General features: G+C 62.6%; 30 protein-coding genes and 2 tRNA genes. 28 read left to right on the top strand and 4 right to left on the bottom strand.

Features of this window, described 5'->3' with window-relative positions:
• Positions 1-30 precede the first annotated feature (30 nt).
• From Q1M07_RS02755 to Q1M07_RS02715, 9 genes are all read left to right on the top strand, one after another.
• Positions 31-525, top strand: coding sequence for a YceD family protein (locus Q1M07_RS02755; RefSeq protein ID WP_300450371.1), 495 nt, complete (start codon positions 31-33; stop codon positions 523-525).
• Positions 526-546: 21 nt separating this feature from the next.
• Entirely contained in the window at positions 547-726 is a 180-nt protein-coding gene (rpmF, locus tag Q1M07_RS02750) for a 50S ribosomal protein L32 (protein WP_300450367.1), read from the top strand.
• Between the two features lie 69 nt (positions 727-795).
• A complete protein-coding gene (gene plsX / locus Q1M07_RS02745; RefSeq protein ID WP_300450364.1) occupies positions 796-1,809 on the top strand; it encodes a phosphate acyltransferase PlsX in 1,014 nt (337 codons plus the stop codon).
• Position 1,810: 1 nt separating this feature from the next.
• Complete coding sequence (locus tag Q1M07_RS02740) at positions 1,811-2,770, top strand: beta-ketoacyl-ACP synthase III (RefSeq protein ID WP_300450362.1); 960 nt, start codon at positions 1,811-1,813, stop codon at positions 2,768-2,770.
• 15 nt (positions 2,771-2,785) lie between these two features.
• Positions 2,786-3,727, top strand: a complete 942-nt coding sequence (fabD, locus tag Q1M07_RS02735) for an ACP S-malonyltransferase (RefSeq protein ID WP_300450359.1) — start codon at positions 2,786-2,788, stop codon at positions 3,725-3,727.
• 5 nt (positions 3,728-3,732) lie between these two features.
• Positions 3,733-4,473 carry a 3-oxoacyl-ACP reductase FabG gene (gene fabG, locus Q1M07_RS02730; RefSeq protein WP_300450356.1) on the top strand — a complete coding sequence of 247 codons (741 nt, stop codon included), beginning with the start codon at positions 3,733-3,735 and terminating at the stop codon, positions 4,471-4,473.
• A 118-nt stretch (positions 4,474-4,591) separates the two neighbouring features.
• Positions 4,592-4,828: an acyl carrier protein gene (gene acpP, locus Q1M07_RS02725; protein WP_300450353.1), complete on the top strand. Its 237-nt coding sequence runs from the start codon at positions 4,592-4,594 to the stop codon at positions 4,826-4,828.
• A 110-nt stretch (positions 4,829-4,938) separates the two neighbouring features.
• Positions 4,939-6,177 (top strand): beta-ketoacyl-ACP synthase II, encoded by a 1,239-nt coding sequence (gene fabF / locus Q1M07_RS02720; RefSeq protein WP_300450351.1) that lies wholly within the window; start codon positions 4,939-4,941, stop codon positions 6,175-6,177.
• Positions 6,178-6,195: 18 nt separating this feature from the next.
• Positions 6,196-6,630, top strand: coding sequence for a protein YgfX (locus Q1M07_RS02715; protein ID WP_300450348.1), 435 nt, complete (start codon positions 6,196-6,198; stop codon positions 6,628-6,630).
• Here the strand turns inward: Q1M07_RS02715 and nadB are convergent.
• Complete coding sequence (gene nadB, locus Q1M07_RS02710; RefSeq protein WP_300450345.1) at positions 6,602-8,185, bottom strand: L-aspartate oxidase; 1,584 nt, start codon at positions 8,183-8,185, stop codon at positions 6,602-6,604. The genes Q1M07_RS02715 and nadB overlap by 29 nt on opposite strands.
• A gap of 194 nt (positions 8,186-8,379) precedes the next feature.
• Between nadB and rpoE the strand changes: the two genes are divergently transcribed.
• From rpoE to nagZ, 13 genes are all read left to right on the top strand, one after another.
• On the top strand, positions 8,380-8,979 hold the full coding sequence (gene rpoE, locus Q1M07_RS02705) for an RNA polymerase sigma factor RpoE (RefSeq protein WP_300450342.1): 600 nt from the start codon (positions 8,380-8,382) through the stop codon (positions 8,977-8,979).
• A gap of 19 nt (positions 8,980-8,998) precedes the next feature.
• Positions 8,999-9,415 carry a SoxR reducing system RseC family protein gene (locus Q1M07_RS02700; RefSeq protein WP_300450339.1) on the top strand — a complete coding sequence of 139 codons (417 nt, stop codon included), beginning with the start codon at positions 8,999-9,001 and terminating at the stop codon, positions 9,413-9,415.
• A 77-nt stretch (positions 9,416-9,492) separates the two neighbouring features.
• Complete coding sequence (locus Q1M07_RS02695; RefSeq protein ID WP_300450336.1) at positions 9,493-10,932, top strand: DegQ family serine endoprotease; 1,440 nt, start codon at positions 9,493-9,495, stop codon at positions 10,930-10,932.
• On the top strand, positions 10,929-11,180 hold the full coding sequence (locus Q1M07_RS02690) for a glutaredoxin family protein (protein WP_300450333.1): 252 nt from the start codon (positions 10,929-10,931) through the stop codon (positions 11,178-11,180). The genes Q1M07_RS02695 and Q1M07_RS02690 overlap by 4 nt, the downstream gene beginning before the upstream one ends.
• A gap of 95 nt (positions 11,181-11,275) precedes the next feature.
• Positions 11,276-13,066 (top strand): translation elongation factor 4, encoded by a 1,791-nt coding sequence (gene lepA, locus Q1M07_RS02685; protein ID WP_300450330.1) that lies wholly within the window; start codon positions 11,276-11,278, stop codon positions 13,064-13,066.
• An 11-nt stretch (positions 13,067-13,077) separates the two neighbouring features.
• Positions 13,078-13,866 carry a signal peptidase I gene (gene lepB / locus Q1M07_RS02680; protein WP_300450327.1) on the top strand — a complete coding sequence of 263 codons (789 nt, stop codon included), beginning with the start codon at positions 13,078-13,080 and terminating at the stop codon, positions 13,864-13,866.
• A gap of 12 nt (positions 13,867-13,878) precedes the next feature.
• Positions 13,879-14,244 carry a DUF4845 domain-containing protein gene (locus tag Q1M07_RS02675; RefSeq protein ID WP_300450324.1) on the top strand — a complete coding sequence of 122 codons (366 nt, stop codon included), beginning with the start codon at positions 13,879-13,881 and terminating at the stop codon, positions 14,242-14,244.
• The gene (gene rnc, locus Q1M07_RS02670; protein WP_300450321.1) at positions 14,241-14,912 is read left to right on the top strand and encodes a ribonuclease III; all 672 of its coding nucleotides are present in this window, start codon (positions 14,241-14,243) and stop codon (positions 14,910-14,912) included. Before Q1M07_RS02675 ends, rnc begins: the two co-directional genes overlap by 4 nt.
• On the top strand, positions 14,909-15,793 hold the full coding sequence (gene era, locus Q1M07_RS02665; RefSeq protein ID WP_300450319.1) for a GTPase Era: 885 nt from the start codon (positions 14,909-14,911) through the stop codon (positions 15,791-15,793). The genes rnc and era overlap by 4 nt, the downstream gene beginning before the upstream one ends.
• A gap of 38 nt (positions 15,794-15,831) precedes the next feature.
• The gene (gene recO, locus Q1M07_RS02660) at positions 15,832-16,548 is read left to right on the top strand and encodes a DNA repair protein RecO (RefSeq protein WP_300450316.1); all 717 of its coding nucleotides are present in this window, start codon (positions 15,832-15,834) and stop codon (positions 16,546-16,548) included.
• Positions 16,545-17,300: a pyridoxine 5'-phosphate synthase gene (locus tag Q1M07_RS02655; protein ID WP_300450313.1), complete on the top strand. Its 756-nt coding sequence runs from the start codon at positions 16,545-16,547 to the stop codon at positions 17,298-17,300. The genes recO and Q1M07_RS02655 overlap by 4 nt, the downstream gene beginning before the upstream one ends.
• A complete protein-coding gene (acpS, locus tag Q1M07_RS02650; RefSeq protein ID WP_300450310.1) occupies positions 17,297-17,674 on the top strand; it encodes a holo-ACP synthase in 378 nt (125 codons plus the stop codon). The genes Q1M07_RS02655 and acpS overlap by 4 nt, the downstream gene beginning before the upstream one ends.
• On the top strand, positions 17,671-18,699 hold the full coding sequence (gene nagZ, locus Q1M07_RS02645) for a beta-N-acetylhexosaminidase (RefSeq protein WP_300450308.1): 1,029 nt from the start codon (positions 17,671-17,673) through the stop codon (positions 18,697-18,699). The genes acpS and nagZ overlap by 4 nt, the downstream gene beginning before the upstream one ends.
• A 63-nt stretch (positions 18,700-18,762) precedes the next feature.
• Here the strand turns inward: nagZ and efp are convergent, their stop codons facing one another.
• Positions 18,763-19,320, bottom strand: a complete 558-nt coding sequence (efp, locus tag Q1M07_RS02640; RefSeq protein WP_300450306.1) for an elongation factor P — start codon at positions 19,318-19,320, stop codon at positions 18,763-18,765.
• Between the two features lie 36 nt (positions 19,321-19,356).
• Positions 19,357-20,529 (bottom strand): elongation factor P maturation arginine rhamnosyltransferase EarP, encoded by a 1,173-nt coding sequence (gene earP, locus Q1M07_RS02635; protein WP_300450303.1) that lies wholly within the window; start codon positions 20,527-20,529, stop codon positions 19,357-19,359.
• 69 nt (positions 20,530-20,598) lie between these two features.
• On the opposite strand from earP, the gene uvrC reads away from it, so the two are divergent.
• The 6 genes from uvrC to Q1M07_RS02605 all read left to right on the top strand — a co-directional run bounded on the left by uvrC (position 20,599) and on the right by Q1M07_RS02605 (position 24,491).
• Positions 20,599-22,410 (top strand): excinuclease ABC subunit UvrC, encoded by a 1,812-nt coding sequence (gene uvrC, locus Q1M07_RS02630; RefSeq protein WP_300450300.1) that lies wholly within the window; start codon positions 20,599-20,601, stop codon positions 22,408-22,410.
• Positions 22,410-22,988, top strand: coding sequence for a CDP-diacylglycerol--glycerol-3-phosphate 3-phosphatidyltransferase (gene pgsA, locus Q1M07_RS02625; protein WP_300450297.1), 579 nt, complete (start codon positions 22,410-22,412; stop codon positions 22,986-22,988). The genes uvrC and pgsA overlap by 1 nt, the downstream gene beginning before the upstream one ends.
• Positions 22,989-23,080: 92 nt before the next feature.
• Positions 23,081-23,156: transfer RNA gene (locus Q1M07_RS02620), tRNA-Gly, on the top strand.
• Between the two features lie 62 nt (positions 23,157-23,218).
• A tRNA-Cys gene (locus Q1M07_RS02615) sits at positions 23,219-23,292 on the top strand.
• A 164-nt stretch (positions 23,293-23,456) separates the two neighbouring features.
• Positions 23,457-23,741 (top strand): hypothetical protein, encoded by a 285-nt coding sequence (locus Q1M07_RS02610; protein ID WP_300450295.1) that lies wholly within the window; start codon positions 23,457-23,459, stop codon positions 23,739-23,741.
• A 300-nt stretch (positions 23,742-24,041) separates the two neighbouring features.
• A complete protein-coding gene (locus Q1M07_RS02605) occupies positions 24,042-24,491 on the top strand; it encodes a Fur family transcriptional regulator (RefSeq protein ID WP_300450292.1) in 450 nt (149 codons plus the stop codon).
• Positions 24,492-24,578: 87 nt separating this feature from the next.
• Here Q1M07_RS02605 and trpE read toward each other — a convergent pair whose 3' ends face one another.
• On the bottom strand, positions 24,579-26,051 hold the full coding sequence (gene trpE, locus Q1M07_RS02600) for an anthranilate synthase component I (protein WP_300450289.1): 1,473 nt from the start codon (positions 26,049-26,051) through the stop codon (positions 24,579-24,581).
• Between the last annotated feature and the right edge of the window lie 60 nt (positions 26,052-26,111).

Raw genomic sequence — 26,111 nt, 5'->3', positions numbered from 1 at the left:
AAAAGCTGAAGATAATATCATGCGCGCCTTATGTCGCGACGCGTCCTTATCGACTGTCTGGCTTTTGGAAGCGAGGGGGGTTCGCTGCAAGGCGAACTGGAGGTCGCCGCGCTGACGCGTTTGCACGATTCGTTGTGCGATTTCGGCGGCTGTCTGACGTATCGGATCAGGGGCGCGATTGGTGAGCGCAAGCGGCCTGAGTTGCGCGTCGAAGTGGACGGAGATCTGTCGCTGCGTTGCCAGCGTTGTCTCGAAGTTCTGCCGTACAGGGTCGAGTTGCGTAGTCTGCTGGAGTTCGTCGACAGCGACAGCGACCTGACGCAAGAGGAACTGGAGGATGACTCCAGGGACTATTTGCCGTTGCAGAAAGCGCTGGACGTGGCCGGGCTGATCGAGGATGAACTCATTCTTGCCCTGCCCACGGTGCCGCGCCACACCGACTGCGCCTTGCCCGGCGCCGGGCGGGAAGATTTGAATGTGTCACCGTTTTCGGTCTTGGCCGGCCTGCAGGGCCGGCTTCAGTAGGTTTGATTCTAGGAGTTCGTCATGGCTGTACAGCAGAACAAGAAGTCACCCTCCAAGCGCGGCATGCATCGTTCGCACGATTCCCTGGGCAGTCTGCCGCTGGCTGTCGAGCCGACCACCGGTGAGGTGCATCTGCGCCACCACATCAGCCCTTCCGGTTACTATCGCGGCAAAAAGGTGGTCAAGGGTTCGGCCGAGTGATTCGACGGGATGGGGCAGGCAGGTTGCCGCGAGGGTGATCTGCCTGCCTTTTCTTTTGTCCGCCATCGAATGAGCATTACCGTCGCCATCGACTGCATGGGCGGGGACCACGGTCCCCGGGTCACCGTGCCGGCTGCCCTGGAATTCGTGCGTGATCACACCGACGTGCGTGTGATTCTCGTCGGCCTGGCGGATAGCATTCGGCCTTTCGTCGGCGACGCGGCCGTCGGCCGCGTGGCGATTCGCCACGCCAGCGAGGTGGTCGAAATGGGCGAGTCGCCGGCGCTGGCGTTGCGTAGCAAGAAGGACTCGTCGATGCGAGTGGCGGTCGATCTGGTCAAGAACGGCGAAGCGGATGCTTGTGTTTCGGCTGGCAATACCGGCGCGCTGATGGCCATCTCGCGCTTCGTGCTGAAGATGCTGCCGGGGATCGATCGGCCGGCCATCTGCGCCGTTCTGCCCACTCTGACCGGGCATACGCATGTTCTCGACCTGGGTGCCAACGTCGACTGCAGCCCCGAGCATCTGCTGCAGTTCGGAATCATGGGCGCTTCTCTGGTGGCGGCGATCGAGCATCGCGACCGGCCAACGGTAGGCCTGCTGAACATCGGCGAGGAAGAGATCAAGGGCAACGACGTGGTCAAGCGCGCCGCCGAATTGTTGTGGGAATCAGGCCTGAATTTCGTCGGCAACGTCGAGGGAGACGGGGTCTACAAGGGCGAAGCCGATGTCATTGTCTGCGACGGCTTCGTAGGCAATGTCGCGTTGAAGGTCTCGGAAGGCTTGGCGCAATTGCTGGCCACTTTTCTGCGCCAGGAGTTCAAGCGCAGCCTGTTTACCAAGCTGGCGGCATTGGTGGCGATGCCGGTCGTCAAGCGCTTCAAGAGCCGCGTGGACCATCGTCAATACAACGGCGCCAGCCTGCTCGGCCTGAAGGGTATCGTCGTCAAGAGCCATGGCTCAGCCGATTCCTTCGCCTTCCGGTACGCCTTGCAGCGTGCCGAGGAAGAGGCCAGGAGCGGTGTTCTCGCTCGCATCAGCGAACGAGTCGCCCAACAACAACCGCTTCAGGAGACCGCATAACATGTTCTCCCGCATTACCGGTATCGGCGGTTTTCTGCCTGGAGAACCGGTCAGCAACGATGATCTGGCGCGCCGGGGAATCGACACCAGCGATCAGTGGGTGACCAGTCGGACCGGCATCCGGTTCCGCCATCTCGCGGAAGGCGGCCAGAGCGCGAGTGATCTGGCGCTCGAAGCCAGTCGCCGGGCTCTCGCGGCGGCGGGTTTGGCCGCCTCTGATCTGGATCTCATCGTTGTCGCCACTTCGACACCCGACTTCATTTTTCCCAGCACGGCCTGCCTGTTGCAGAGCAAGCTTGGCAATCACGGTGCGACAGCCTTCGATATCCAGGCGGTTTGCAGCGGTTTCGTCTATGCTCTGACGATTGCCGACAAGTTCGTCCGTTCGGGAAGTCACCGGCGTGCGCTGGTGGTCGGCGCCGAAGTGTTTTCGCGCATTCTCGACTGGTCGGATCGCGCGACCTGCGTTCTGTTTGGCGATGGCGCCGGTGCGGTCGTCGTCGAGGCGTCGGAGACACCGGGCATCCTGTCCTCGGCCCTGCATGCCGACGGCGCTCACCACGGGATCCTGTCGGTCCCGGGGAGTATCTGCGGTGGCAAGGTGATCGGCGATCCCTTCCTGCGTATGGACGGGCAGGCGGTTTTCAAGTTCGCCGTGCGGGTGCTGGCGGAGGTGGCCGACGAATGCTGCCAGGCGGCGGGCGTCGCGCCGGCCGACCTCGACTGGTTGATCCCGCACCAAGCCAACATTCGCATCCTGGAGGCGACGGCCAAGAGAATGAAGCTACCGATGGAGAAGGTCGTGGTCACCGTCGATCGGCACGGCAATACGTCCGCCGCCTCGGTGCCGCTGGCGCTCGACGAGGCGGTGCGCGACGGGCGGATCGTCACCGGACAGAAGGTCATGCTCGAAGGCGTTGGTGGGGGGTTCACCTGGGGCGCTGTTCTGCTCGCATTCTAGAGAGGGGAAAGATTCATGGCGTTTGCTTTCGTTTTCCCGGGCCAGGGCTCTCAGTCGGTTGGCATGATGGCGGCTTATGGTGAGTCGCCCGTCGTGCGCGCGACCTTCGACGAAGCGTCGGCGGAGCTGTCGCAGGATCTTTGGCGGTTGCTTGCCGAGGGACCGGCCGAAGCTCTGGCGCAGACCGTCAATACGCAGCCGGTCATGTTGACCGCCGGCGTTGCCGCCTATCGTCTCTGGCTCGAAAAGGGTGGCCGGCCACCGGCCGTAGTTGCCGGGCACAGTCTCGGCGAGTACTCGGCGCTGGTCGCGGCCGGGGTTATCGCCTTCCGTGATGCCGTACCGCTGGTTCGGCTGCGCGCCGCCGCGATGCAGGAGGCCGTGCCGGCCGGTGCCGGTGCGATGGCGGCGATTCTCGGTCTCGATGACGAGAAGATTGCTGATGCCTGTGTCGAAGCGGCGGCTGCGGCAGGCGCGGGAGCGGTCGTGGAACCGGTCAATTTCAACGGGCCCGGTCAGACCGTCATTGCCGGCAGCAAGGCGGCAGTCGAGCGGGCCTGTGATGCGTGCAAGGCGCGCGGCGCCAAGCGCGCGCTGCTCCTGCCCGTGTCGGCGCCGTTCCACTCGTCGCTGATCAGACCGGCGGCTGATAAACTGGCGGCGCGCCTGGCCGAGTTGAGTTTCGCGGCGCCGCAGATCCCGGTCATCAACAACGCCGATGTGGCGATCGAGTCCGACAGCGCGAGGATCAAGGATGCCCTGGTTCGCCAGGCGTACTCGCCGGTGCGCTGGGTCGAGACGATTCGGAGAATGGCGGTCATGGATGTCGCGACGGTGGCGGAATGCGGGCCAGGCAAAGTTCTGGCCGGTCTCACCAAGCGTTGTGCGGACAAACTGGGCAGTGTCGCACTGGCGGATCTGGCGTCGATCGAAGCTGCCGTTGGCAACCTGGAGTAAGGAAAATGCTTGACGGGGAGCTTGCTCTCGTGACCGGTGCGTCGCGCGGCATCGGCCAGGCGATTGCCCTGGAACTGGGCCGCCTTGGCGCGACAGTGATCGGCACGGCGACGAGCGGCGAGGGTGCGGCGAGCATTTCAGCCTTTTTGGCGGCGGCCGGAAGCAAAGGCGAAGGCGCGCTCCTGGAGGTGCGCGACGCGGCGCAGGTCGAGACCTTGATCAGTCGCATCGAAAAGACTCATGGTGCGGTGACCGTACTGGTCAACAATGCCGGAATCACGCGTGACAACCTGTCGTTGCGGCTCAAGGACGACGACTGGGATGTGGTCATGGACACCAATCTGAAAGCCGTTTTCCGTCTCGCCAAGGGAGTCATGCGAGGCATGATGAAAGCTCGGCGCGGGCGCATCATCAACGTCACCTCGGTCGTCGGGCATGCCGGGAATGCCGGTCAGGCCAATTACTGTGCGGCGAAAGCCGGCGTCGCCGGCATGAGCCGGGCCTTGGCGAGGGAACTGGCAAGTCGCAATATCACGGTCAACTGCGTGGCGCCAGGCCTGATCGACACCGACATGACACGGGCGCTCGACGAACGCCAACGGGAGGCGCTGCTGGCCGGTATTCCGCTTGGTCGTTTTGGTTCGCCACACGACGTGGCGGTCGCCGTTGCCTTCCTCGCTTCAGCGGCAGCGGGTTACATCACCGGGACGACGATTCACGTCAACGGCGGCATGTTCATGGAGTGATCGCCGTCGATCCGGAAAGGCGCCGCCGCTCTTGGGACGGATGATTGGTAAGTTGCAGTCAGTTTGTTAGAATGACACATTTTTGTTTTACACCTGAACCTCTGGAAGGAGCAGTCTGATGGAAAATATCGAGCAACGTGTCAAGAAGATCGTCGCTGAACAACTCGGTGTCAATGAAGCCGACATCAAGAATGAATCATCGTTTGTCGATGATCTCGGCGCGGATTCCCTGGACACGGTGGAACTGGTGATGGCTCTCGAAGAGGAATTCGATTGCGAGATTCCGGACGACGAAGCCGAGAAAATCACCACGGTCCAGCAAGCCATCGACTACGTGCTCGCGCACAAGAAGTAATCGGCTGGATTCAGGGCCCTGCGGGCGACTTCCGTGAGCGGAAGAGTTCGGCAGGGATGGTTCTGACAAGGAAGCACGGCTTCCATCCCTTTCCGTTTTCGGAGCACAAGTTGACACGTCGCAGAGTCGTCATCACTGGCCTGGGTATCGTTTCTCCGGTGGGCAATACCGTAGCCGAAGCATGGCAGAACATTCTGGCTGGTCGCTCCGGGATTGACCGGATCACCCGTTTCGATGTCTCGGGTTTTCCGGTACAGATTGCCGGAGAAGTCCGCGGCTTCAACCTCGGTCAGTACCTGTCGCCGAAGGAAGCTCGCCGGATGGATGTGTTCATCCACTACGGTATGGCGGCCGGTATTCAGGCGATCCAAGACGCGGGTCTCGAAGCCCGCCCGATCAATGCCGAGCGGATCGGTCTGTCGATCGGTTCCGGTATCGGTGGCCTGCCGATGATCGAGAGTACCTGCGACGACTTTGCCGCTGGCGGCGTGCGCAAGGTGTCACCTTTCTTCGTTCCCGGGTCGATCATCAACATGATCTCGGGCAATCTGTCAATCATGTATGGTTACAAAGGACCCAACATCTCGCTGGTCAGTGCGTGTTCGACCGGCACCCACAGCATCGGCGACGCGGGCCGCCTGATCGAGTACGGTGATGCGGATATCATGATCGCCGGTGGTGCCGAGGCTTGTGTCTCGAAGCTTGGGTTAGGGGGTTTTTGTGCGCCGCGGGCCTTGTCCACGCGCAACGACGATCCGCAGACTGCGAGCCGCCCCTGGGACCGAGAGCGCGATGGTTTTGTGCTCGGCGAAGGTGCCGGCGTCGCTGTCCTCGAGGAGTACGAGCACGCGAAAGCGCGTGGCGCGAGGATCTACTGTGAACTGGCCGGTTTCGGCATGAGCGCCGATGCGCACCACATCACGGCACCGTGCGAGGACGGCGAAGGTGCGGCGCGCTGTATGGTCAACGCCTTGCGCAATGCCCGGCTGAACCCCGAGGATGTGCAATACGTCAATGCGCACGGCACGTCGACACCACTCGGTGACATTGCCGAGACGGTCGCCGTAAAGCGTGCCTTCGGCGAGCACGCGAAAAAGCTCGTCGTCAATTCGACCAAGTCGATGACCGGGCACCTGCTTGGCGCCGCCGGAGGTATCGAGGCCTTGTTCACGATCCTGGCCATCCATCATCAGGTTTCGCCGCCGACGATCAACATCTTCAACCAGGACGAGGCCTGTGACCTCGATTATTGCGCCAATGAGGCGCGGCCGATGAGCATCGAGGCGGGCATTTCGAACTCTTTCGGCTTTGGCGGCACGAACGCCACGGTCGCCTTCAAGAGGCTCTAGCGCCGTAGCGCAGGCGGCGTGCAGTTCCCGCTTCGCATCGCCCTGCGCCGTTCGCGCCTTCTTGCTTCCCTGCTCGTCTCGCTGCACGCCACGGCTGCCGCTTGCCTGTGGGTTCTGCCGTGGCCGCTGCTGCCGAGAGGCGCCCTGCTGGCGGTGGTCGCCGTCTCGGCATGGTGGACGCTGCGCCCATCCTCGGTTGCCGGTTTGCGCCTTCAGCAAGATGGCGCGCTGCTTTTGCTGCTAGTGAACGGTGAGCCGCTGGCGGTGGCCATACAATCGGGTACAGCGGTATTCAGTCAGTTGATCGTTCTACGTTTGCGCGACGATAGCGGGAGACGACTCCGAACGCTCGTGCTGTTGCCCGACAGTGTGTCGACCGGGCACTTTCGGGTGCTTCGCCTGTGGTTGCGTTGGCGTGCCGGGCCTAGCGATCACGCCGCAGGCGACGCCTGAGCACCGTGTTGCGAGCCCGTGGGAGAGTCTCGGGATAGTTGCGGCTGAAGTGCAGACCTCGGCTCTCGTGGCGCCGCAGGGCACAGCGGACGATCAGATCGGCGGTTACGACGAGGTTGCGCAGTTCGATCAAGTCGTGGCTGACCCGGAAGTGCGAGTAGAAATCATCGATTTCGCGGACCAGCAGTCGGATGCGGTTCTGTGCCCGTTGCAGGCGCTTGGTGGTGCGCACGATGCCGACGTAGTCCCACATGAAACGGCGCAGCTCGTCCCAGTTGTGGGCGATGACGATCTCTTCGTCTGGGTCGCTGACACGACTGGCGTCCCACGAGGGGAGTTCGGGCAGTTCGCCGGCCGGCTGCTGCTGGATGTCCCGGGCTGCCGCTTCGGCGAACACCAGGCATTCGAGCAGCGAGTTGCTGGCCAGGCGGTTGGCGCCGTGCAGTCCGGTCGAGGACGCTTCACCGGCGACATAGAGGCCAGCGAGGTCGGTGCGTGCGCGCAGGTCGGTAACGACTCCGCCACAGGTATAGTGCGCTGCCGGCACGACGGGGATAGCCTGGCGAGTGATGTCGATGCCGAGTTCGCGGCAGTGTGCCAGGATGTTCGGGAAATGTTCGGCCAGGAAAGTGGCCGGTTTGTGCGAGATGTCGAGGTAGACGCAGTCCAGACCGCGCTTTTTCATTTCGAAATCGATCGCTCGCGCGACCACGTCGCGCGGCGCAAGTTCGCCGCGTGGGTCGTGCCAGGGCATGAAGCGGCGTCCGTCGGGCAGGAGGAGCCGCCCGCCTTCGCCGCGTACGGCCTCGGAGATCAGGAATGACTTGGCTTGCGGGTGGTAGAGGCAGGTCGGATGAAACTGGATGAACTCCATGTTGGCCACCCGGCAACCGGCGCGCCAAGCCATGGCGATACCATCGCCGGTCGAGGTGTCGGGATTGGTGGTGTACAGGTAGACCTTGCCGGCGCCGCCGGTGGCGATCAGTGTGTGTCGAGCACCCAGGGTCAGGACTTCACCGCTGACGCTATCGAGCGCATAGGCCCCATAACAGCGCTGCTCGGCCAGTCCCAACTTGTCGCCGGTGATCAGGTCGATGGCGATATGGTGCTCGAGGAGGGTGAGGTTAGCTTGCTGGCGAAGTTTGCCGGTCAGCGTCGTTTGCACGGCCCGGCCGGTGGTGTCGGCGACGTGAATCACGCGACGGGCGCTATGTCCGCCTTCGCGAGTCAGATGGTAGCCGGCCGCGTCGCGCGTAAACGGAACACCTTGTTCAATCAGCCAGTCCACCGCACGCCGGCCGTTTTCGATCACGAAGCGGGTGGCCTTCGGGTCATTGAGGAAGGCGCCGGCGGTGAGCGTGTCGCGAATGTGCGCCTCGATTGAATCACGGTTGTCGAGCACCGCGGCGATGCCGCCTTGCGCCCAGCTTGACGCACTGTCTTCGAGCGTGCGCTTGCTGATCAGCGCTACCTTGTGGGTGGGTGCCAGCCGCAGTGCGGCGGCTTGGCCGGCCAGTCCACTGCCGATGATGAGAACGTCGAAGCGAATCGTCACGCTGGAGATCCCGCCCAAAAAGGGCTGCCACTATAGCACGGGTGTCGCGCGGCGATAAGTTTGTGTCGGTCGCTGAGACCTGCCCGGGGAGGCACTCGGAACAAGCCCTTACGTACTGTTACGTTGGCGTTTTGATGCTTGCGTTATACTTCCGCGCACCCGATGATACCGTCGCGACAGGACAAGCACAGACTATGAGCGAACGCGAAGTTGATCAGGTCCTGGTCGAGCGCGCACAGGCCGGCGACAAACACGCCTTCGAGATACTGGTTGACAAGTACCAGCGCAAACTCGGACGCTTGTTGTCGCGTTTCATCCGCGATCAGGCCGAAGTCGAGGACGTTGCGCAGGAAGCGTTCATCAAGGCTTATCGGGCCTTGCCTTCGTTTCGTGGCGATAGCGCTTTTTATACTTGGCTTTACCGGATAGGCATCAATACGGCCAAGAACTATCTCGTCGCGCAGGGGCGACGCGCGCCAACCTCTACCGAGTTCGATGCCGACGAAGCCGAGGGTTTCGAGGATGCCGGTCAGTTGCGCGATATCAATACTCCGGAGAGCATCCTGCAATCCAGACAGATGGGTGACACGATCAGTGCGGCGATGGCCGATCTGCCGGACGAACTGCGTAGCGCGATCCTGTTGCGCGAGATCGAAGGGCTAAGCTATGAGGAGATCGCTGAGGCGATGCATTGCCCGATAGGCACCGTACGTTCGCGGATCTTTCGCGCGCGTGAAGCGGTGGCCGAAAAGCTGCGTCCTTTGCTCGACGTTTCCGCTGATCGCCGGTGGTAGCCGCGACAGGAGAATTGCCATGGCCGATGCGTGGGGGACGATCACTGCCGTCGATGGTGAGCAGGCGACGATTCGGATGGACGACGTGGGTTGCGGCCGCTGCCGGGAGCCAGGCGGCTGCGGCGGTGCTCACTTCGGCCATCTGTTGTGCCGTGCGCCGCGCGTTTTCCAGGTCGCCAATCCGACTCGTCGCGGCGTCGGTGAGCGGGTCCAGGTTGGCGTTGGCGACGGCTCGCTCGGCCGCAGTGCGTTTCATGCCTATGGTGTGCCGCTGTTGGCGCTACTCGGCGGCGCGCTGTTCGGGTCGGTGCTGGCCGGCGAGGCCGGCGCGATGGCTGGCGCGCTCGTCGGCCTGCTGGTCGGCTGGCTGGGATTGCGGCACGCCCAGTTGCGGTGTTCTCACGAGCGACGCTTCCAGCCGTCGATTCGCTCTTGATTTTTGACCGGACATCGGCAAATCTAGGCATTGGCTCCCGCCTTGATTTCAGTGTCACTCAGGAGGTTTTTGGTGTCATGAAACGATTGCTTTCGATCTTTCTTTTCACCTGCTTCTCGCTGCTGGCGCAAGCACAGAATCGCGGTTTGCCGGACTTTACCGAACTGGTCGAGAAGCAAGGGCCGGCAGTGGTCAACATCAGCACGACGCAGTCCGTGCGCAGCAATGGGCGTGGTGCGCCGCCCTTTCCGCTCGACGAAAACGACCCGATGTACGAGTTTTTTCGGCGCTTCATTCCCCGTCAGCCGGGCGGGCCCGGATTTGGTGCGCCACGCGATTTCGAGAGTCGTTCCCTCGGGTCGGGCTTCATCGTCAGTTCGGATGGCTACATCCTGACCAATGCGCACGTCGTAGACTCCGCTGACGAGATTCTGATTCGCCTGACCGACAAGCGTGAGTTCAAGGCGCGGGTGATCGGTGCCGACAAGCGGACCGATGTCGCGCTGATCAAGATCGAAGCGACGTCCCTGCCGACGGTTCGTCTGGGAGACCCCGGCGTTCTCAAGGTGGGTGAGTGGGTGGTGGCGATCGGTTCTCCGTTCGGCTTCGACAACAGCGTCACCGCAGGTATCGTCAGCGCCAAGGGGCGCTCGCTGCCGCAGGAGAACTACGTGCCCTTCATCCAGACCGATGTGGCGGTCAACCCCGGCAACTCGGGCGGACCGTTGTTCAACATGAAAGGCGAAGTGGTCGGCATCAACTCGCAGATCTACAGCCGTTCAGGTGGCTTCATGGGGATTTCCTTCGCCATTCCGATCGACGTAGCGATGGAGGTGCAAACCCAACTGCGCGCCACTGGCAAGGTCAGCCGTGGGCGGATAGGTGTGGTCATCCAGGAAGTTTCGAAGGAATTGGCTGATTCGTTTGGCCTGGGCAAGGCGCAGGGGGCCCTGGTCAATGCGGTCGAGAAAGGCGGTCCGGCGGAGAAGGCAGGAGTTGAGGCGGGCGACGTCATCCTGAAATTCGATGGCAAGCCGATCAACAGTTCCGGCGACCTGCCACGACTGGTCGGGGCCACCCGGCCGGGCAGTAAGGTGACGCTTCAGGTTTGGCGCAAGGGGGCGAGCCGGGATCTGAGCCTGGTGGTCGCCGAGAGCCCGGAGGAGAAGCGGCTTGCCGGTAGCGGTCGTCCGGCCAAACCGCTTGAGCGCAGCGCCAACCGGCTGGGTTTGGTGGTCGCTGAACTGACGGCCGAGCAGAAGCGGGATCTCAAGGTCAACGGCGGCCTGCTGATCGTGGAAGTGCGCAGCAATGCGGCGCGCGCCGACCTGCGCCCGGGCGACGTGATTCTGGCCCTGATCGCGCGCGGCGAGAGCACGGAGATACGCAGTGCCCAGCAGTTCAATGGCTTGCTGGCGCAGTTCGACAAGACGGCGAACGTTACGCTGCTCGTCCGTCGTGGCGAGATGCAGACCTTCGTCACCGTCAAAGGTTTGCCGGAGCGTCGCACCGAGTGAGTGCCGCCTCGATACTGACCCTGATTTCACGGCGCTACTGCCATCTCTGTGAGGAGATGGAAGCCGCCTTGCGACCGCTCGCCGCCGAGTTCGGTTTCACCGTCGAGGTGCTCGACGTCGATGCTGATTCGGCGCTCGAGGCTCGCTATGACCAACTCGTGCCGGTACTTCTGCATGCCGGCCAGGAACTTTGCCACTACTTCCTCGATGTGCGCAAAGTCCGTGATTATTTGGGCGAAATCCGCTAGAATCCGCGCCTTCAGGCAGTTTGACGAAGGGTGCCCGCGGCCGGCACCCTTTTTTTCAGCGACGGCGCGGTCGCCACCGAGCCAATAAGATGCCCATGCAACACATCCGCAATTTTTCCATCATCGCGCACATCGATCACGGCAAGTCGACGCTGGCCGATCGCATCATCCATCTATGCGGCGGTCTTTCCGATCGCGAGATGGAGGCGCAGGTGCTGGACTCGATGGACATCGAGCGCGAGCGTGGCATCACGATCAAGGCGCAAACGGCGGCACTGCAGTATCGGGCACGTAGCGGCGAGATCTTCAACCTGAACCTGATCGACACGCCTGGGCACGTCGACTTCTCCTATGAGGTGTCGCGCTCGCTGTCTGCCTGCGAGGGAGCGCTGTTGGTGGTCGATGCGTCGCAAGGTGTCGAGGCGCAGACGGTGGCCAATTGCTACACTGCCATCGAACTCGGCGTCGATGTCGTGCCGGTCCTGAACAAGATCGATCTGCCCTCGGCGATGCCGGACAACGCGCGCCAGGAGATCGAAGACGTGATCGGCATCGACGCCTCGGAGGCGGTACTGGCCTCGGCCAAGACCGGTTTGGGCGTCGAAGACATTCTGGAAGCGATCATCGCCCGTGTTCCGCCGCCAACGGGGGAGGCGGACGCACCACTCAAGGCACTGCTGGTCGACGCCTGGTTCGACAACTACGTCGGCGTGGTGATGCTGGTACGGGTCTTTGACGGTAGCTTACGCCCCAAGGATCGTCTTCGCTTGATGGCCTCCGGGTCGACGCATCTTTGCGAGCAGGTCGGCGTGTTCACTCCCAAGGCGGTAGCGCGTGACGCCCTGCGCGCTGGCGAGGTCGGCTACGTGATTTCGGGAATCAAGGAACTGCAGGCCGCCAAGGTCGGCGATACGCTGACCCTGGTCGACCGGCCGGCCGTCCAGGCCTTGCCGGGATTCAAGGAAATCAAGTCGCAAGTCTTCGCCGGTCTCTATCCGGTCGAGTCCAACCAGTACGATTCGCTGCGCGAGTCGCTCGAGAAACTCAAACTCAATGATGCGTCTTTGCGCTACGAGCCCGAGGTTTCCCAGGCGCTTGGCTTCGGTTTCCGCTGCGGCTTTCTCGGTCTGCTGCACATGGAAATCGTCCAGGAGCGTCTCGAGCGCGAGTTCGACCAGGATCTGATCACGACCGCGCCAACCGTCGTCTATGAGGTCCTGTTGCGTGACGGCAGCCTGCTCAACGTCGAGAATCCGGCCAAGCTTCCCGAATTGTCGAAGGTCGAGGAGATCCGCGAACCGATCATCACGATCACAGTTTTCGTGCCGCAGGATTATCTCGGCAACGTCATCACCTTGTGCAATCAGAAGCGCGGCAACCAGGTCGACATGACCTACCATGGTCGCCAGGTACAACTGGTCTACGAGATGCCGATGGCCGAAGTAGTGATGGATTTCTTCGATCGCCTGAAGTCGGTGTCGCGCGGCTACGCCTCGCTCGACTACGATTTCAAGGAGTATCGCGCCTCGGACGTCGTCAAGCTCGACATCCTGATCAACGGCGAGCGCGTCGACGCTTTGTCTGTCATCCTGCATCGCGCCAACTCGATCTATCGTGGGCGCGAACTGGCCGCCAAGATGCGCGAGCTGATTCCGCGGCAGATGTACGATGTCGCCATCCAGGCGGCGATCGGCGCCAACATCATCGCTCGGGAGAACGTCAAGGCCATGCGCAAGGACGTGCTGGCCAAGTGTTATGGCGGCGACATCACACGTAAGAAGAAACTGCTCGAAAAACAGAAAGCGGGCAAGAAGCGCATGAAGCAGGTCGGCTCGGTCGAGATACCGCAGGAGGCGTTTTTGGCGGTGTTGCGCGTCGGCAAGTAAAAGGAGAGCGAGTGAACTTTGCATTGATCCTGTTGATCCTCTTGCTGCTCAGCGGAGCCATCTGGGCGGCGGACGCCCTTGTCCTGCGCCGACGCCGGCCGGCCGACGCCAAGGAGCCGTGGTGGGTCGAGTACGGGGCGAGTTTCTTTCCGGTCATCCTGGTTGTCTTCCTGCTCCGTTCGTTTCTCGTCGAACCGTTCAGGATTCCTTCCGGATCGATGATGCCGACGTTGCAGGATGGCGACTTCATTCTGGTCAACAAATACACCTACGGTATCCGTCTGCCGGTCGCCAACTGGAAAATTATCGACCTCAATAGCCCGCAACGCGGCGACGTGATGGTTTTTCGCTATCCGGAAAACCCGTCGCTCGACTACATCAAGCGGGTAGTCGGCCTGCCAGGCGACCGGATCGCTTACTACAACAAGAAACTGTCGATCAACGGGCAAGCGGTGCCGAGCAGCAAGGCAGACGACTATGTGCACTCCGAGCGGCTCTACTACTCCCGGCAATTCGTCGAAAAGCTGGGGGAAGCGGAATTCCGGACGCTCAACGACGACGATGCCCCGCCGTTCGTTCCCGGCCCGGCGCAATTCCCCAATCGTCAGAATTGTTCCTACAATGCACTGGGTGTCGCTTGTACGGTGCCGCCTGGGAACTACTTCGTGATGGGCGACAACCGCGACAACAGCAAGGACAGCCGTTTCTGGGGCTTCGTTCCGGAGGAGAATATCGTCGGCAAGGCTTTCTTCATCTGGTGGAATTTCAGTGACTTCAAACGGATTGGCTCGTTCAGGTAAGGAGTGCCGGTCATGAATCGTCAGCGTGGTTTGGCTCTTTCGGCGTTGCTGCTCTGGGGCGTGCTCATTGCCCTGGTGTCCATTCTCGCCATCCGGATTCTTCCGGAGGTCATCGACTACTACAAGATCCGGCAGGCGGTCAAAGCCGTCGCCGCGGATGCGGGTGGCAAGACGGTGCCCGAGATTCGGCAGGCTTTCGGCAAGTACATCGAAGTCGAGCATGTGCAGAGCCTCGCGCCGGCCGATCTGGATATCTTCAAGGAAGACAACCAAGTGGTCATCGCGTTTTCTTACGAGAAGCGGATTCCGCTGCTGGCCAACGTCAGCCTGTTGATCGATTTCAGTGGCTCGTCCACGGGGCGCAGTCGCGGCCAATGACCGATTCACCACTCGAAAAGGGGCTTGGCTACACGTTCCGCGATCGGGGGCTCTTGCAGACCGCTCTGACGCACCGGAGTTACAGTTCGCCGCACAATGAGCGACTCGAGTTCCTGGGCGACGCCGTTCTCAACGCCGTCATCGCGCGCCGCTTGCTCGAGCGCTTCCCGCTCCTTGCGGAAGGCGATCTTTCGCGCCTGCGCGCCCAACTCGTGCGTCAGGACAGTCTGCACCAGCAGGCCTTGCGGCTCTCGCTGGGCGAGTTTTTGCGTCTAGGCGAGGGCGAGCAACGCAGCGGTGGGCCGCAGCGGCCATCGATTCTGGCCGACGCTCTGGAAGCCGTGTTCGGGGCGCTGTGGCTGGACGGAGGTTTCGATGTGGCGAGCCAGGTAATCAACCGGCTGTATGACGAAACGCTCGATCGGCTGATTCCGGGGCAAGACAGCAAGGATGCCAAGACGCGCCTGCAGGAATACCTGCAAGGCCGGAGGCTGGCCCTGCCGCTCTATTCGCTGACCGGCAGCGTCGGCGAGGCCCATGCGCAGCAGTTTACGGTGGCTTGCGTGATCGGTGGCCTGGGCATCCGTACCGAGGGCAGCGGCGGGAGCCGCCGGGCGGCCGAACAGATGGCCGCCGAACGTGCCTTGCAAGCGATGGCGGCAGGATGAGCGAAATCCGCTCCGGACGGGTCGCCATCGTCGGTCGCCCCAACGTCGGCAAGTCGACCCTACTCAATGCGCTGATCGGCGAAAAGCTCAGCATCGTTTCGCGACGCGCGCAGACGACTCGCCATCGCATCTTGGGCATCCTCACAACGCCCGACGCGCAATACGTTTTCGTCGATACACCGGGTTTTCAGACGCGCTACGGCAACGCGCTGAATCGGGTGATGAACCGCAGTGTCAGACAGGCGCTGGCCGAGGTCGATGTCGCCTTGTTCGTGGTCGAGGCCGGTCGCTTCGACGACCGCGACCGGGCGGTGCGTCAACTCGTCGCGGCCGATTGTCCGCTGATCATCGTCGTCAACAAGATCGATCAGTTGAAGGACAAGACCCGTTTGCTGCCCTTCCATGCCGAACTGGCCAAGGAGGGCGATTTTGCGGCCATCGTTCCGGTCAGCGCGACGCGTGCGGCGCAACTCGACGCCTTGCTCGGCGAAACGCGCAAGCACTTGCCGAACCCCGGCTTATTGTTCGGCGAGGACGAAATCACGGATCGTAGCGAGCGGTTTCTGGCCGCCGAGTTCATCCGTGAAAAGCTGTTCCGCCTGATCGGTGACGAACTGCCCTATGCGGCGACGGTGGTCGTCGAACAATTCGTCGTCACGGGCGAGTTGCGTCGCATCAGTGCGGCGATTCTGGTCGATCGGACAGGTCACAAGGCGATCATCATAGGCAGCGCCGGCGAGACGATCAAGCGGATCGCGTCGGAGGCGCGCCAGGACATGGAGCGGATGTTTGGCGGCCCAGTATTTCTCGAGGTCTTCGTCAAGGTCAAGTCAGGCTGGGCCGACGATGAGCGTTTGCTCAAAAGCCTGGGCTACGAGTAGCCAGCGGTCCGCTTGATGCTTGGCGAGCGAATCGGCAAGTGACGCAGCGGCAGAGAGTCGATGGCCAGCCGGCGTTCATGCTGCACGCCTACCCCTACAGCGAAACCAGCCTGATTGTCGACGTCTTCTCGCGCGATTTTGGTCGTGTCGCGCTGCTCGCGCGCGGTGCGCGGCGACCACGGTCGCTGTTGCGCGGCATCTTGCTGGCTTTTCAGCCGCTCGAACTTGGTTGGGCCGGAAAGGGCGAGGTGCAGACGCTGATGAAAGCCGAGTGGCAGGGCGGCCAGCCGCTGCTTTCTGGTAGATCTTTGTTCTGTGGCTACTATCTCAACGAGTTGCTGATGCACTTGTTACCCCGCGAGGATGCGCATGCTCGCCTCTTCCTGGCCTACGCCGAAACCTTGCGCCGCCTGGCCGATAGTGCTCAGGAATCCGATCTGCGTTGCTTCGAACGGGCTTTGCTGCAGGAGCTAGGTTACGGCCTGCTCCTCGAAAGGGATGCCAACGGACTGGCGGTCGAGGTCGACGCGTATTACGCGTACGAGATCGAACGCGGTCCGGTGCGCCTGTTGCAACCCGGTAGTTCGCCGCTCGCGGTGAGCGGCCGGACACTGATCGACCTGGCGCGCGATGATTTCTCCGATCCACGCTCGCTGGGCGAAGCAAAGCAGTTGATGCGCACCTTGATCGGCCACTATACCGGCGGCAGGAGCCTGACCAGCCGCCGGATTTTCAAGGAGTTACAAGAATTATGATCGAACTTGGCGTGAACATCGACCACGTGGCGACGATTCGGCAGGCGCGCGGCACTTACGAGCCTGATCCGGTTTGGGCAGCGGTGGAAGCGCATCTGGGCGGGGCCGACGGAATTACCATCCACTTGCGCGAGGATCGGCGACACATTCAGGATGGCGACGTCGAAAAGCTGCGTGATCTCGCCCAGATCAAGCTCAATCTGGAGATGGCGGCGACCGACGAGATGATTGCCATTGCCTGCCGGATCAGGCCGCAAATGGCGATGCTCGTGCCCGAAGGCCGACACGAGGTGACGACGGAGGGCGGGCTCGATATCCTTGCCCAGGAAGCTCGGCTGCGTCAGGTGGTCGCTCGCCTCGGCGAGACCGGAATCCTCAGCAGCGTCTTCATCGATGCCGAGGTAGCGCAGGTCGAAGCCGCCGCCCGCATCGGTGCGCGGGTGTGCGAGATACATACCGGCCCGTATGCGCACGCCTTCTATCACCAGGGGCGTGACGCCGAAAGTCCAGCCGTGCTCGAGGAACTCGCGAAGATTCGCCGGGCCGGCGAGGCCGTTCGCCAGCTCGGCATGCGCTTCAATGCCGGTCACGCGCTCAATTACTTCAACGTCCAACCGGTGGCGACGCTAGCGGGGATTCGGGAACTGCATATCGGTCACGCGATCATCAGTCGAGCCGTCTTCGTCGGCTTGCGAGAAGCCGTCCGCGAGATGAAGCGCCTGCTGCGCGAGGCGCAGGTGCGCGCCAAATGATTACCGGCGTCGGTACCGACATCGTCGCCGTCGCTCGCCTCACGGCATTCCACGCGCGACACGGTCAGCGCGCCGCCGACCGACTGCTGACGGCGAGGGAGTGTGCCGAGTTCGTCGCGGTGCGCGATCCGGGACGCTTTCTGGCCAAGCGCTTTGCCGCCAAGGAGGCTTTCGGCAAAGCGCTCGGTACCGGGCTGGTCGCCCCGGCTACCCTGTTGAGCATCGGTGTAGCGCACGATGCGTTAGGGCGCCCAGTGTTCGAGTACGCCGCGCCGCTGGCAGCTGTTCTCGTCCAGCGCGGCGTGGTGGCCCACCTCTCGATCAGCGACGAGCGTGACTACGCGATTGCCTTCGTGATCATGGAGCAGGTATGAATACCGCCCGCCAGCTTCCTCTGGGACCACTGATGATCGATATCGCCGGCTCGCAACTGGCCGATTTCGAAAAAGAGCGTCTCTGCCATCCGCTGGTCGGTGGGCTGATCCTGTTTACCCGCAACTACGTGTCGCCGGAGCAGCTCTGCCGGCTGACGGCCGAGGTTCATGACCTGCGTTACCCGCCGTTGCCGATCGCCATCGACCACGAAGGTGGGCGGGTGCAACGCTGCCGGGAAGGTTTCACACGCTTGCCAGCGATGCGGCGTCTCGGTGAATTGTGGGATCGCGAACCGGACGTTGCGCTCACCGTGGCGGGCCAACTGGGCTACGTGCTGGCGGCCGAACTGCGCGCTCGCGGCGTCGATCTGTCGTTCACGCCGGTCCTCGACCTCGACTGGGGACGCAGCCAGGTGATTGGCGATCGTTCCCTGCATCGCGATCCAGCGGTCGTCGTCGCTCTGGCGGAGGCCCTGGTCGGAGGGCTGCGCCGCGCCGGCATGATCGCCTGCGGCAAGCATTTTCCCGGACATGGCTGGGTCGAGGCAGATTCGCATGTCGCTCTGCCAGTGGACGAACGCGGCCTGAGCCGGCTGTCGCCCGATCTCGAGCCCTATCGCCGTTTGCCTCTCGAGGCCGTCATGCCGGCGCACGTCATCTACCGGCAGGTCGATCCGAGACCGGCCGGTTTTTCGTCTTTCTGGATTCGCTTGCTGCGTGACGAGTTGGGCTTCGACGGGGTGATCTTTAGCGACGATCTGTCGATGGCGGCGGCCGGTGTCGCCGGCGGCATCGTCGATCGCTGTGCGGCGGCGTGGGAGGCCGGCTGCGACATGTTGCTGGTTTGCAACTCGACCGACGCCGTTGGCGAACTGCTGGCCGGTTGGCGCCCGGCACCCGATGCCCGACGGGCAGGCCGGCGCGCAGGTCTTGTTCCGTCCCGGCCGGCCGTCGGTTGGTCGACCCTGCAGCACGATCCGGCCTACCTGGCTGGCGTCGCGGCGGCCGAACGCCTGTCGGTCTGACGCCGAGCGACCGCTTTTTGCCGGCCGCTCTCGCTGGCTGGCTCGACGCCTGGGGCGCGGCGGTTACCTGACGCGCGAGCGGTACTCGTGCGTACGGGTGTCGATGTCGATCTTGTCGCCGATTTCGATGAAGGCGGGTACCGGCAGTTCGAAGCCGGTCGCCAGGCGAGCGGGTTTCATCACCTTTCCCGACGTATCGCCCTTGACCGCCGGCTCGGTGTAGACCACTTCGCGTACCACGCTGGTCGGCAGTTCGATCGAAATCGCCTTGCCGTTGTAGAAAACGGCCTCGCAAGGCATGCCGTCTTCGAGATAATTCAGCGCGTCGCCCATGCAGTCGCTTTCGATTTCGTACGGGTTGTACTCGCTGTCCATGAAGACGTAGAGCGGGTCGGCGAAATACGAGTAGCTGACTTCCTTACGTTCGAGCTGGACGACGTCGAACTTGTCGTCGGCGCGATACACGGTCTCGCTGGGCGAGTCGGTCAGAAGGTTCTTCATCTTCATCTTGACGACCGAGGCGTTGCGCCCCGATTTGACGTATTCGGACTTGAGAACCACCATCGGGTTGCTGCCGACCATGAAGACGTTGCCTGCGCGAAGCTCTTGTGCGGTTTTCATCGTACGTTCCACAAACAGGTAAGAATCAATTCACCATTATAACTGGGAAGCCTTGAAGCAAAGCAGGCGGCTACACAGATCGTCCTGCCGGGCGAGTTCGCCTGCCCAGTGGCGCGCGTGTTGGCGCAGGATGCCGAGGCTGGCGGCAAAGCTTTTCCACTGCATTGTAGTGACGCGCTCAAAATTCCATGCTCGCCACAGGTCGCCCAAAGCGCTGGCTGTGCTTACCGGCAGGTCGGCACAGTAGCGCCGTAGGAAGGCGTCCAGTTTGCGCCGGTGTGCCTCATCCTGTTGCGGGTAAATCTGCCAGACCATGGGTCGTGCGGCCCACTGTGCGCGCACGAAGGAGTCTTCACCGCGCACGAAGTTCAGTTCACAGAGCCAGAGCAACTCGTCGTAGCGGCTCTGTTCGAGGAATGGGAGGATGCGAAGGTCGAGTGCGCCGCGCCGGAAGCGGTCGCCGGCGCGGAGAGCCTTCCCGGCATGGGCTTCGATCGCCGGCAGCGCGCCGGCTAACGGAGCCAGGCAACAGATGGGCGCAGGCGACGCTTCCCAGGCAGCGAGCAGGTCGGAGATGGCCGGCTTGTCGTAGGCGAAGAGAGAGACCAGGAGCGTATCTGCGGGCGGCGGAGCGAAGCCGATGTCGTTCCACAGGGCGAGTTGCTGCGCGGCGCTGCCGGCGAATTCCTGCCGGCGAGTCGGTAGGTCCCGCTCGCGCAGCAGGCCGCCCGTCGTGCGCGTGAAGCCGGGAAAGAAGAAGTGCTTCACGAGCGGCAAGCGGGGGTGCGGCGAGGGCAGGGCGTGCCAGTCGGAAACCCACTCTTCGGCGCTCAGATAGTCGAGATTGATCCACACCGGTGGCGGCGACTGGGCCGCCATCCGTTCGACGAAGCTCTCCGGAAGGTGGCAGGCGAAGGTCTCCAGGACGGCCGCCGCCGGGCTGACTTCGGGGAAATCGAGTGCCCAACGGCGAATTTCGACCCCCTGCCGATGCTGGATCGACAACTCGGCGCTCACCGTCGGGCAGAGCAAGCGGAAACTGTCCAGGGCGTCGACCCAGAGGCGTACGCGTAGACCGTGTTCCGCCGCGAGCTGGCGAGCCAGCCGCCAGCAGACGCCGATGTCGCCAAGGTTGTCGATCACCCGGCAGAAGAGATCCCAGTCGGGTGGGCAGCTCGATTGGGGGGGGGCGAGCGGTGCGGATGGCATGGCCGGGCATGCTAACATCGAACTAGCCATACTACGTCAGTCCGTTGGCCGACGGCTGCCCGCACGCTCATGAACGAAACTCTCGACACCAAATCCCTGCTCGCCACCCTGGCTGAGTTGCCCGGCGTCTATCGCATGCTTGACAGCGACGACCGGGTGCTCTACGTGGGCAAGGCGAAGAATCTCAGGAAGCGGGTCTCTTCGTACTTTCGGGACAATCATCCCAGCCCGCGCATCGCTCTGATGGTGGCGCAGGTGGCTCGCGTCGAAACGACAGTGACACGCTCCGAAGGCGAGGCGCTGCTGCTCGAAAACAATCTCATCAAGAGCCTTGCGCCGCGGTACAACATCCTCTTTCGCGACGACAAGTCCTATCCCTACATCGTTCTGACGCGCGACAGTGCGCCGCGGCTGGGTTTCTTTCGGGGAGCGACCGACAAGCGGGCGGACTACTTCGGTCCCTTTCCGTCGGCGCTCGCGGTGCGCGAGAGTGTCCATCTTCTGCAAAAGATGTTTCGCCTGCGCACGTGCGAGAACGCCGTCTTCAACAACCGCTCGCGGCCGTGTCTGCTCTACCAGATCAAACGCTGCTCGGCCCCCTGCGTCGGGTTGATCGCGGCCGAGGATTATGCCCGGGACGTGCAGATGGCGGCGCTGTTTCTGCAGGGCCGTCAGCAGGATGTCATCGGTCGCTTGTCGGCCGCGATGGACGAGGCGGCCGAGCGGCTGGCTTTCGAACAGGCGGCCGTTTATCGTGACCAGATCCAATCGCTGCGGCAAGTACAGGAAAAGCAGTATGTCGAGAGCGGCAAGGGTGGTGACGTAGACATCGTCGCGGCCGTTGACGACCGCGGTGTGCTTTGCGTCAACCTGGCGATGGTCCGCGGCGGTCGGCACCTCGGTGATCGGCCGCAGTTTCCCGCCAACTCGGGGGATTCGTCGGCCTCCGAGGCTTTGACGGCCTTCCTCTATCAGCACTATCTGGCGCACGCGATCCCGGCGCGGGTTCTCGTCAATGTGTCGCCGGTCGACGCCGAGGTGGCGGGTTGGCTCAGCGAGATGGCGGGTCGGCCGGTCAGACTCGCGGCGGCCAGAGACTCGTTGCAGCGCGTCTGGATCGAGATGGCCGAACAGAGCGCCCGGCTGGCCATCGCCGCGCGGCGCAACGCATTGTCCAGGCAGGAAGAGCGCCTCGACGCGCTTTGCCGGATACTGGGCCTCGAGGTCGACGAGGACTGTCGTATCGAATGCTTCGACATCAGTCACACACAAGGCGACGCGACGGTTGCTGCCTGCGTCGTCTTTCAGCGCGGTGGGATGCGCAAGGCGGACTATCGACGCTTCAATATTCGGGACATCCAACCGGGTGACGACTACGCTGCGATACGGCAGGCGGTGCGGCGGCGTTACGAGAAGCTGCTCGACAGCGCCAGCGCGGCACCGGCGCTGATCCTGATCGACGGCGGCAGTGGGCAGTTGCGGGCCGCCGCCGAAGCGCTGGAAGAGCTCGGTTTGTCGCAGCTAGCGCTGCTCGGCGTCGCCAAAGGGGAGGTGCGCAAGCCGGGTCTGGAAACACTGGTTTTCGTCGACGGCCGCCAGCCGTTACAATTGACGGCGGAACATCCCGCTCTTCATCTGATCCAAGAAATTCGCGACGAGGCGCATCGCTTTGCGATTTCCGGACATCGGGCGAGGCGTGGCAAAGCGGGACGGACTTCGCGACTGGAGGACATCGCAGGGATCGGGCCCAGGCGGCGCAAGGCCTTGATTTCCCGTTTCGGTGGCTGGCAGGGCATCGTCGATGCCGGAGTCGATCAGTTGACGGCCGTTTCAGGAATCAGCCGGGAATTGGCCGAGAAAATTTACGCAGCGTTGCATTGATGCCACTGAACATTCCGATTCTCTTGACCTGGCTGCGGATCATTCTGATTCCACTGATGATCGCTGTCTACTACGTTCCCGACTCCTGGTTCCAGAGCGCCGGGCGTGACCTCGCAGCGACCGCCGTTTTCATCGTGGCGGCAGTTACTGACTGGCTCGACGGCTACCTCGCACGCCGCTGGCGGCAGACGTCGGCCTTCGGTGCCTTCCTGGATCCGGTGGCCGACAAGCTGATGGTCGCCGCCGCGCTGATCGTTCTGGTACAACTCCACCGTCTCGACGCCATTCTCGCGGCAATCATCATTGGTCGTGAGATCACGATCTCTGCCTTGCGCGAATGGATGGCGCAGATAGGCGCTCACCGCAGCGTCGCCGTGTCGATGATCGGCAAGATCAAGACCAGTGCCCAGATGATAGCTATTCCGCTGCTCCTCTTTAGGGCGCCGATCGCTGGCTTCGATACCTTCCTGGCCGGCACTTGGTTGATTTACGTCGCTGCCGCTCTGACACTGTGGTCGATGGGCTACTACATGCGAATGGCTTGGCCGCACCTGATCGAAGAGGACCGCAGGCGTTAGGAGCGGGGCGGTGCCGCGAAGTTTGCGAAGGGTTGGGGGAAGAAGTCGGTTGACAGCCGTCGGCAGGCCCTTATAATGCGCACTCGCTTCATGCGGGAGTAGCTCAGTTGGTAGAGCGATACCTTGCCAAGGTATAGGTCGAGAGTTCGAGACTCTTCTCCCGCTCCAAGTCTTCTGCCACACACTCCGCATCCTGCGGACTTGAGGCGGCCCTGTCGTCAGATGGGCGCGGCGCGATAGCAAAGCGGTTATGCACCGGACTGCAAATCCGTGTAGGTGGGTTCGACTCCCGCTCGCGCCTCCAGAAAATACAATATAAATCAATCGTCTGCGCGTTTCCCGAACCATGCGCCGGGTTCTTCCTGGGTTTAATTCCGGTTCAAATCCGCTTCGTGCTACCTTATCCAGTTAGCACTGCTACCTGGAAACGGATCGTGCAGGGCGTGTAGGCGAGTACAATCGCCCCGCATGGCGTCCATCCAGAAACGTGGGGAGAAGTTTCAGCTGCGCGTGAAGCACGAGCTGCTTCCATGCCCATTCTTCTTCACGTTCGACACCGAGGAGGAGGCGCAGAGCTATGGCGGCAACCAGCTGGAGTCTCTACTCAGACGCGGGATCGTTCCCCAGGAAATGCTGGCCAAGCCTGAGCGTACCGACCACCCCGGCTACCCAGCGGCGGGAAGCAGCCCCCTCAGATTGCTTCGGGTCCAGCGCCCGGAAGACGCGCAGAAACGTCTCCTCGGAGGGATCTGAGCCGCTTGTTCAAGGGGGCGGGTATCGGCCCCGGAAACGGCGACGGAATGCGCATTCTGACGATGGCCATCATCGCTTCCGGCATCATTACCCTCGGCAATCCGAAGCCCGTTTTTGCTGGCTGATTGAGCAGGCGCCGCAGATGGAAGCATAATACGGGCACTTGGAATCTCAGCGGCTGGAACCGCGAACCTGGCAGGTGCGGCTTCTGGCCCCGGCAAATGCCGGCGACGTTTCCGGTGCCAGCGGGCGGCATGCTTGTTTGCCGCTGGCGGCGACCCGCACACGACTTGTCCTCCAATGACTTTATCGCTCGAAACAGTTGCCAACAACACCGCGTCGCGCATCGTATCGCGCGGTGGACGCGCGACACGGACGCGTGTTGCCGTCCTGGATATCCTGAGTCGCGCTGGTCGCCCACTCTCGCACGACGAAGTCGGGGCGGCACTCGACAGCGGCGCCGTCGAGCACGACCGGGTGACCCTTTACCGCACTTTGGACTGGCTGGTGACGCACGAGTTGGCGCACCGCGTGGCCGGTACCGACCGTGTCTGGCGTTTCAACGCCGGGGTCGATGAGGGACATGGGCACGCGCATTTTCATTGCGCCCGTTGCGGTACCGTCTTCTGCCTCGAAGCGCTGCAGCCGACGATCGCCGCGACGCTGCCGCAGGGATTTCGCTGCAAACGTGCCGAGCTCTCTTTTCACGGTACGTGTCCAAACTGTGTGGGAAGTCCGTCTGAGCCCTGAACGATGTACGCTGAACAACGCTGACCGGAGTCGAGCCGCGGCTGGAAGGGAGCCGGGATGCGGAGGTTTACGGCGTACGCGCGCTGCTCAGCAGCGGGTATCGAGGCCTTGCTCGGCCAACTCGGCGGCACGCAGCACGGCACGCGCCTTGTTTTCGGTTTCCTGCCATTCCGAGGCGGGGTCCGAATCCGCGACGATGCCGGCACCGGCCTGGACGTGCAACTGGCCGTCCTTGACGATGGCCGTACGGATGGCAATCGCCAGGTCCATGTCGCCGTTGAACCCGAGGTAGCCGACAGCGCCGGCATAGACACCGCGTTTGACCGGTTCGAGCTCGTCAATGATTTCCATGGCCCGCACTTTGGGCGCGCCGGAGACCGTTCCAGCCGGGAATGTCGCCTTGAGCACGTCGAGCGCACAGAGCTCGGGCCGTAGCTTGGCCTCGACGTTGGACACAATATGCATGACATGAGAGTAGCGCTCGACAATCATGTTTTCGGTCACCCTGATCGTCCCGACACGGGCGACTCGGCCGGCGTCGTTGCGGCCCAGGTCGAGCAACTGAACGTGCTCGGCGCGCTCTTTTTCGTCGGCCAGCAATTCGGCGGCCAGCGCCTGGTCTTCCTCGAAGGAAACGCCGCGCCGACGGGTTCCGGCAATCGGCCGAACGGTCACAGTATCGCCTTCGAGACGAACCAGGATTTCGGGTGAAGCGCCGACGACGTGAAAATCCTCGAGGTCGAAGTAGAACATGTAGGGCGACGGATTGAGCGAGCGCAGGGCGCGGTAGAGTGCCATCGGACGGGCCGTCAACGGTTTGCTCAGGCGTTGCGAGAGGACCACCTGCATGATGTCACCGTCACCGATGTAGCGCTTGGCCCTGCTCACCGCGCGCTTGAACTGTGCTTCGCCGAAGATCGACGTTGCCGGTTGTGACGACTGCGGCGTTTCCGGGGGAATGCGCACCGGCTCGCGTAGCCGCGCCAGCAGTTCCCGCAGTCGGGCCTGTGCCTTCTGATAGGCGCCAGGAACGCCTGGTTCGGCATAAACGACCAGCGTCAGCTTGCCCGACAGGTTGTCAACTACGGCGATCTCTTCGGAGAGAAGCAGCACGATGTCGGGTATGCCAAGGTCGTCGGGTTTCTGCGAGCGCGTCAGCCGGGTCTCGATGTAACGCACGGTGTCGTAACCGAAGCAGCCGACGAGCCCGCCGCAGAAGCGTGGCAGGCCGGTTGTCGGCGCCGCGCGAAAGCGCTTCATGTATTTGCCGATGAAGTCGAGCGGATTGGTGTCGTCTTCGCGTTCAGCGATGCGATTGCCGTTCAGCACCAGAACCTGATGGCCATTGACGACGATTCGCGTTGGGCTGGCCAGGCCGATGATCGAATAGCGACCAAAGCGCTCGCCCCCCTGCACCGATTCGAGCAAATAGGTGTAGGCGACGTTGGCCAGCTTCAGGTAGATCGACAGCGGCGTGTCGAGGTCCGCGAAGGTCTCGAGGGTCACCGGAATGCGGTTGTAGCCCTCGGCAGCCAGGCGATTGAAATAGGCTTCGGTCATCGGAACTCCACAGGGAAAGATGGCGCAAACGGAGGCGCGGCAGAGCAAAGGCGCGCCCAT

Origin of the sequence: Accumulibacter sp. (genome assembly GCF_029255285.1) — a bacterium.
GTDB lineage: Bacteria > Pseudomonadota > Gammaproteobacteria > Burkholderiales > Rhodocyclaceae > Accumulibacter.
Note: the sequence above shows the minus strand (reverse complement) of the source record. Positions and strands in the feature narration are given on the sequence as shown.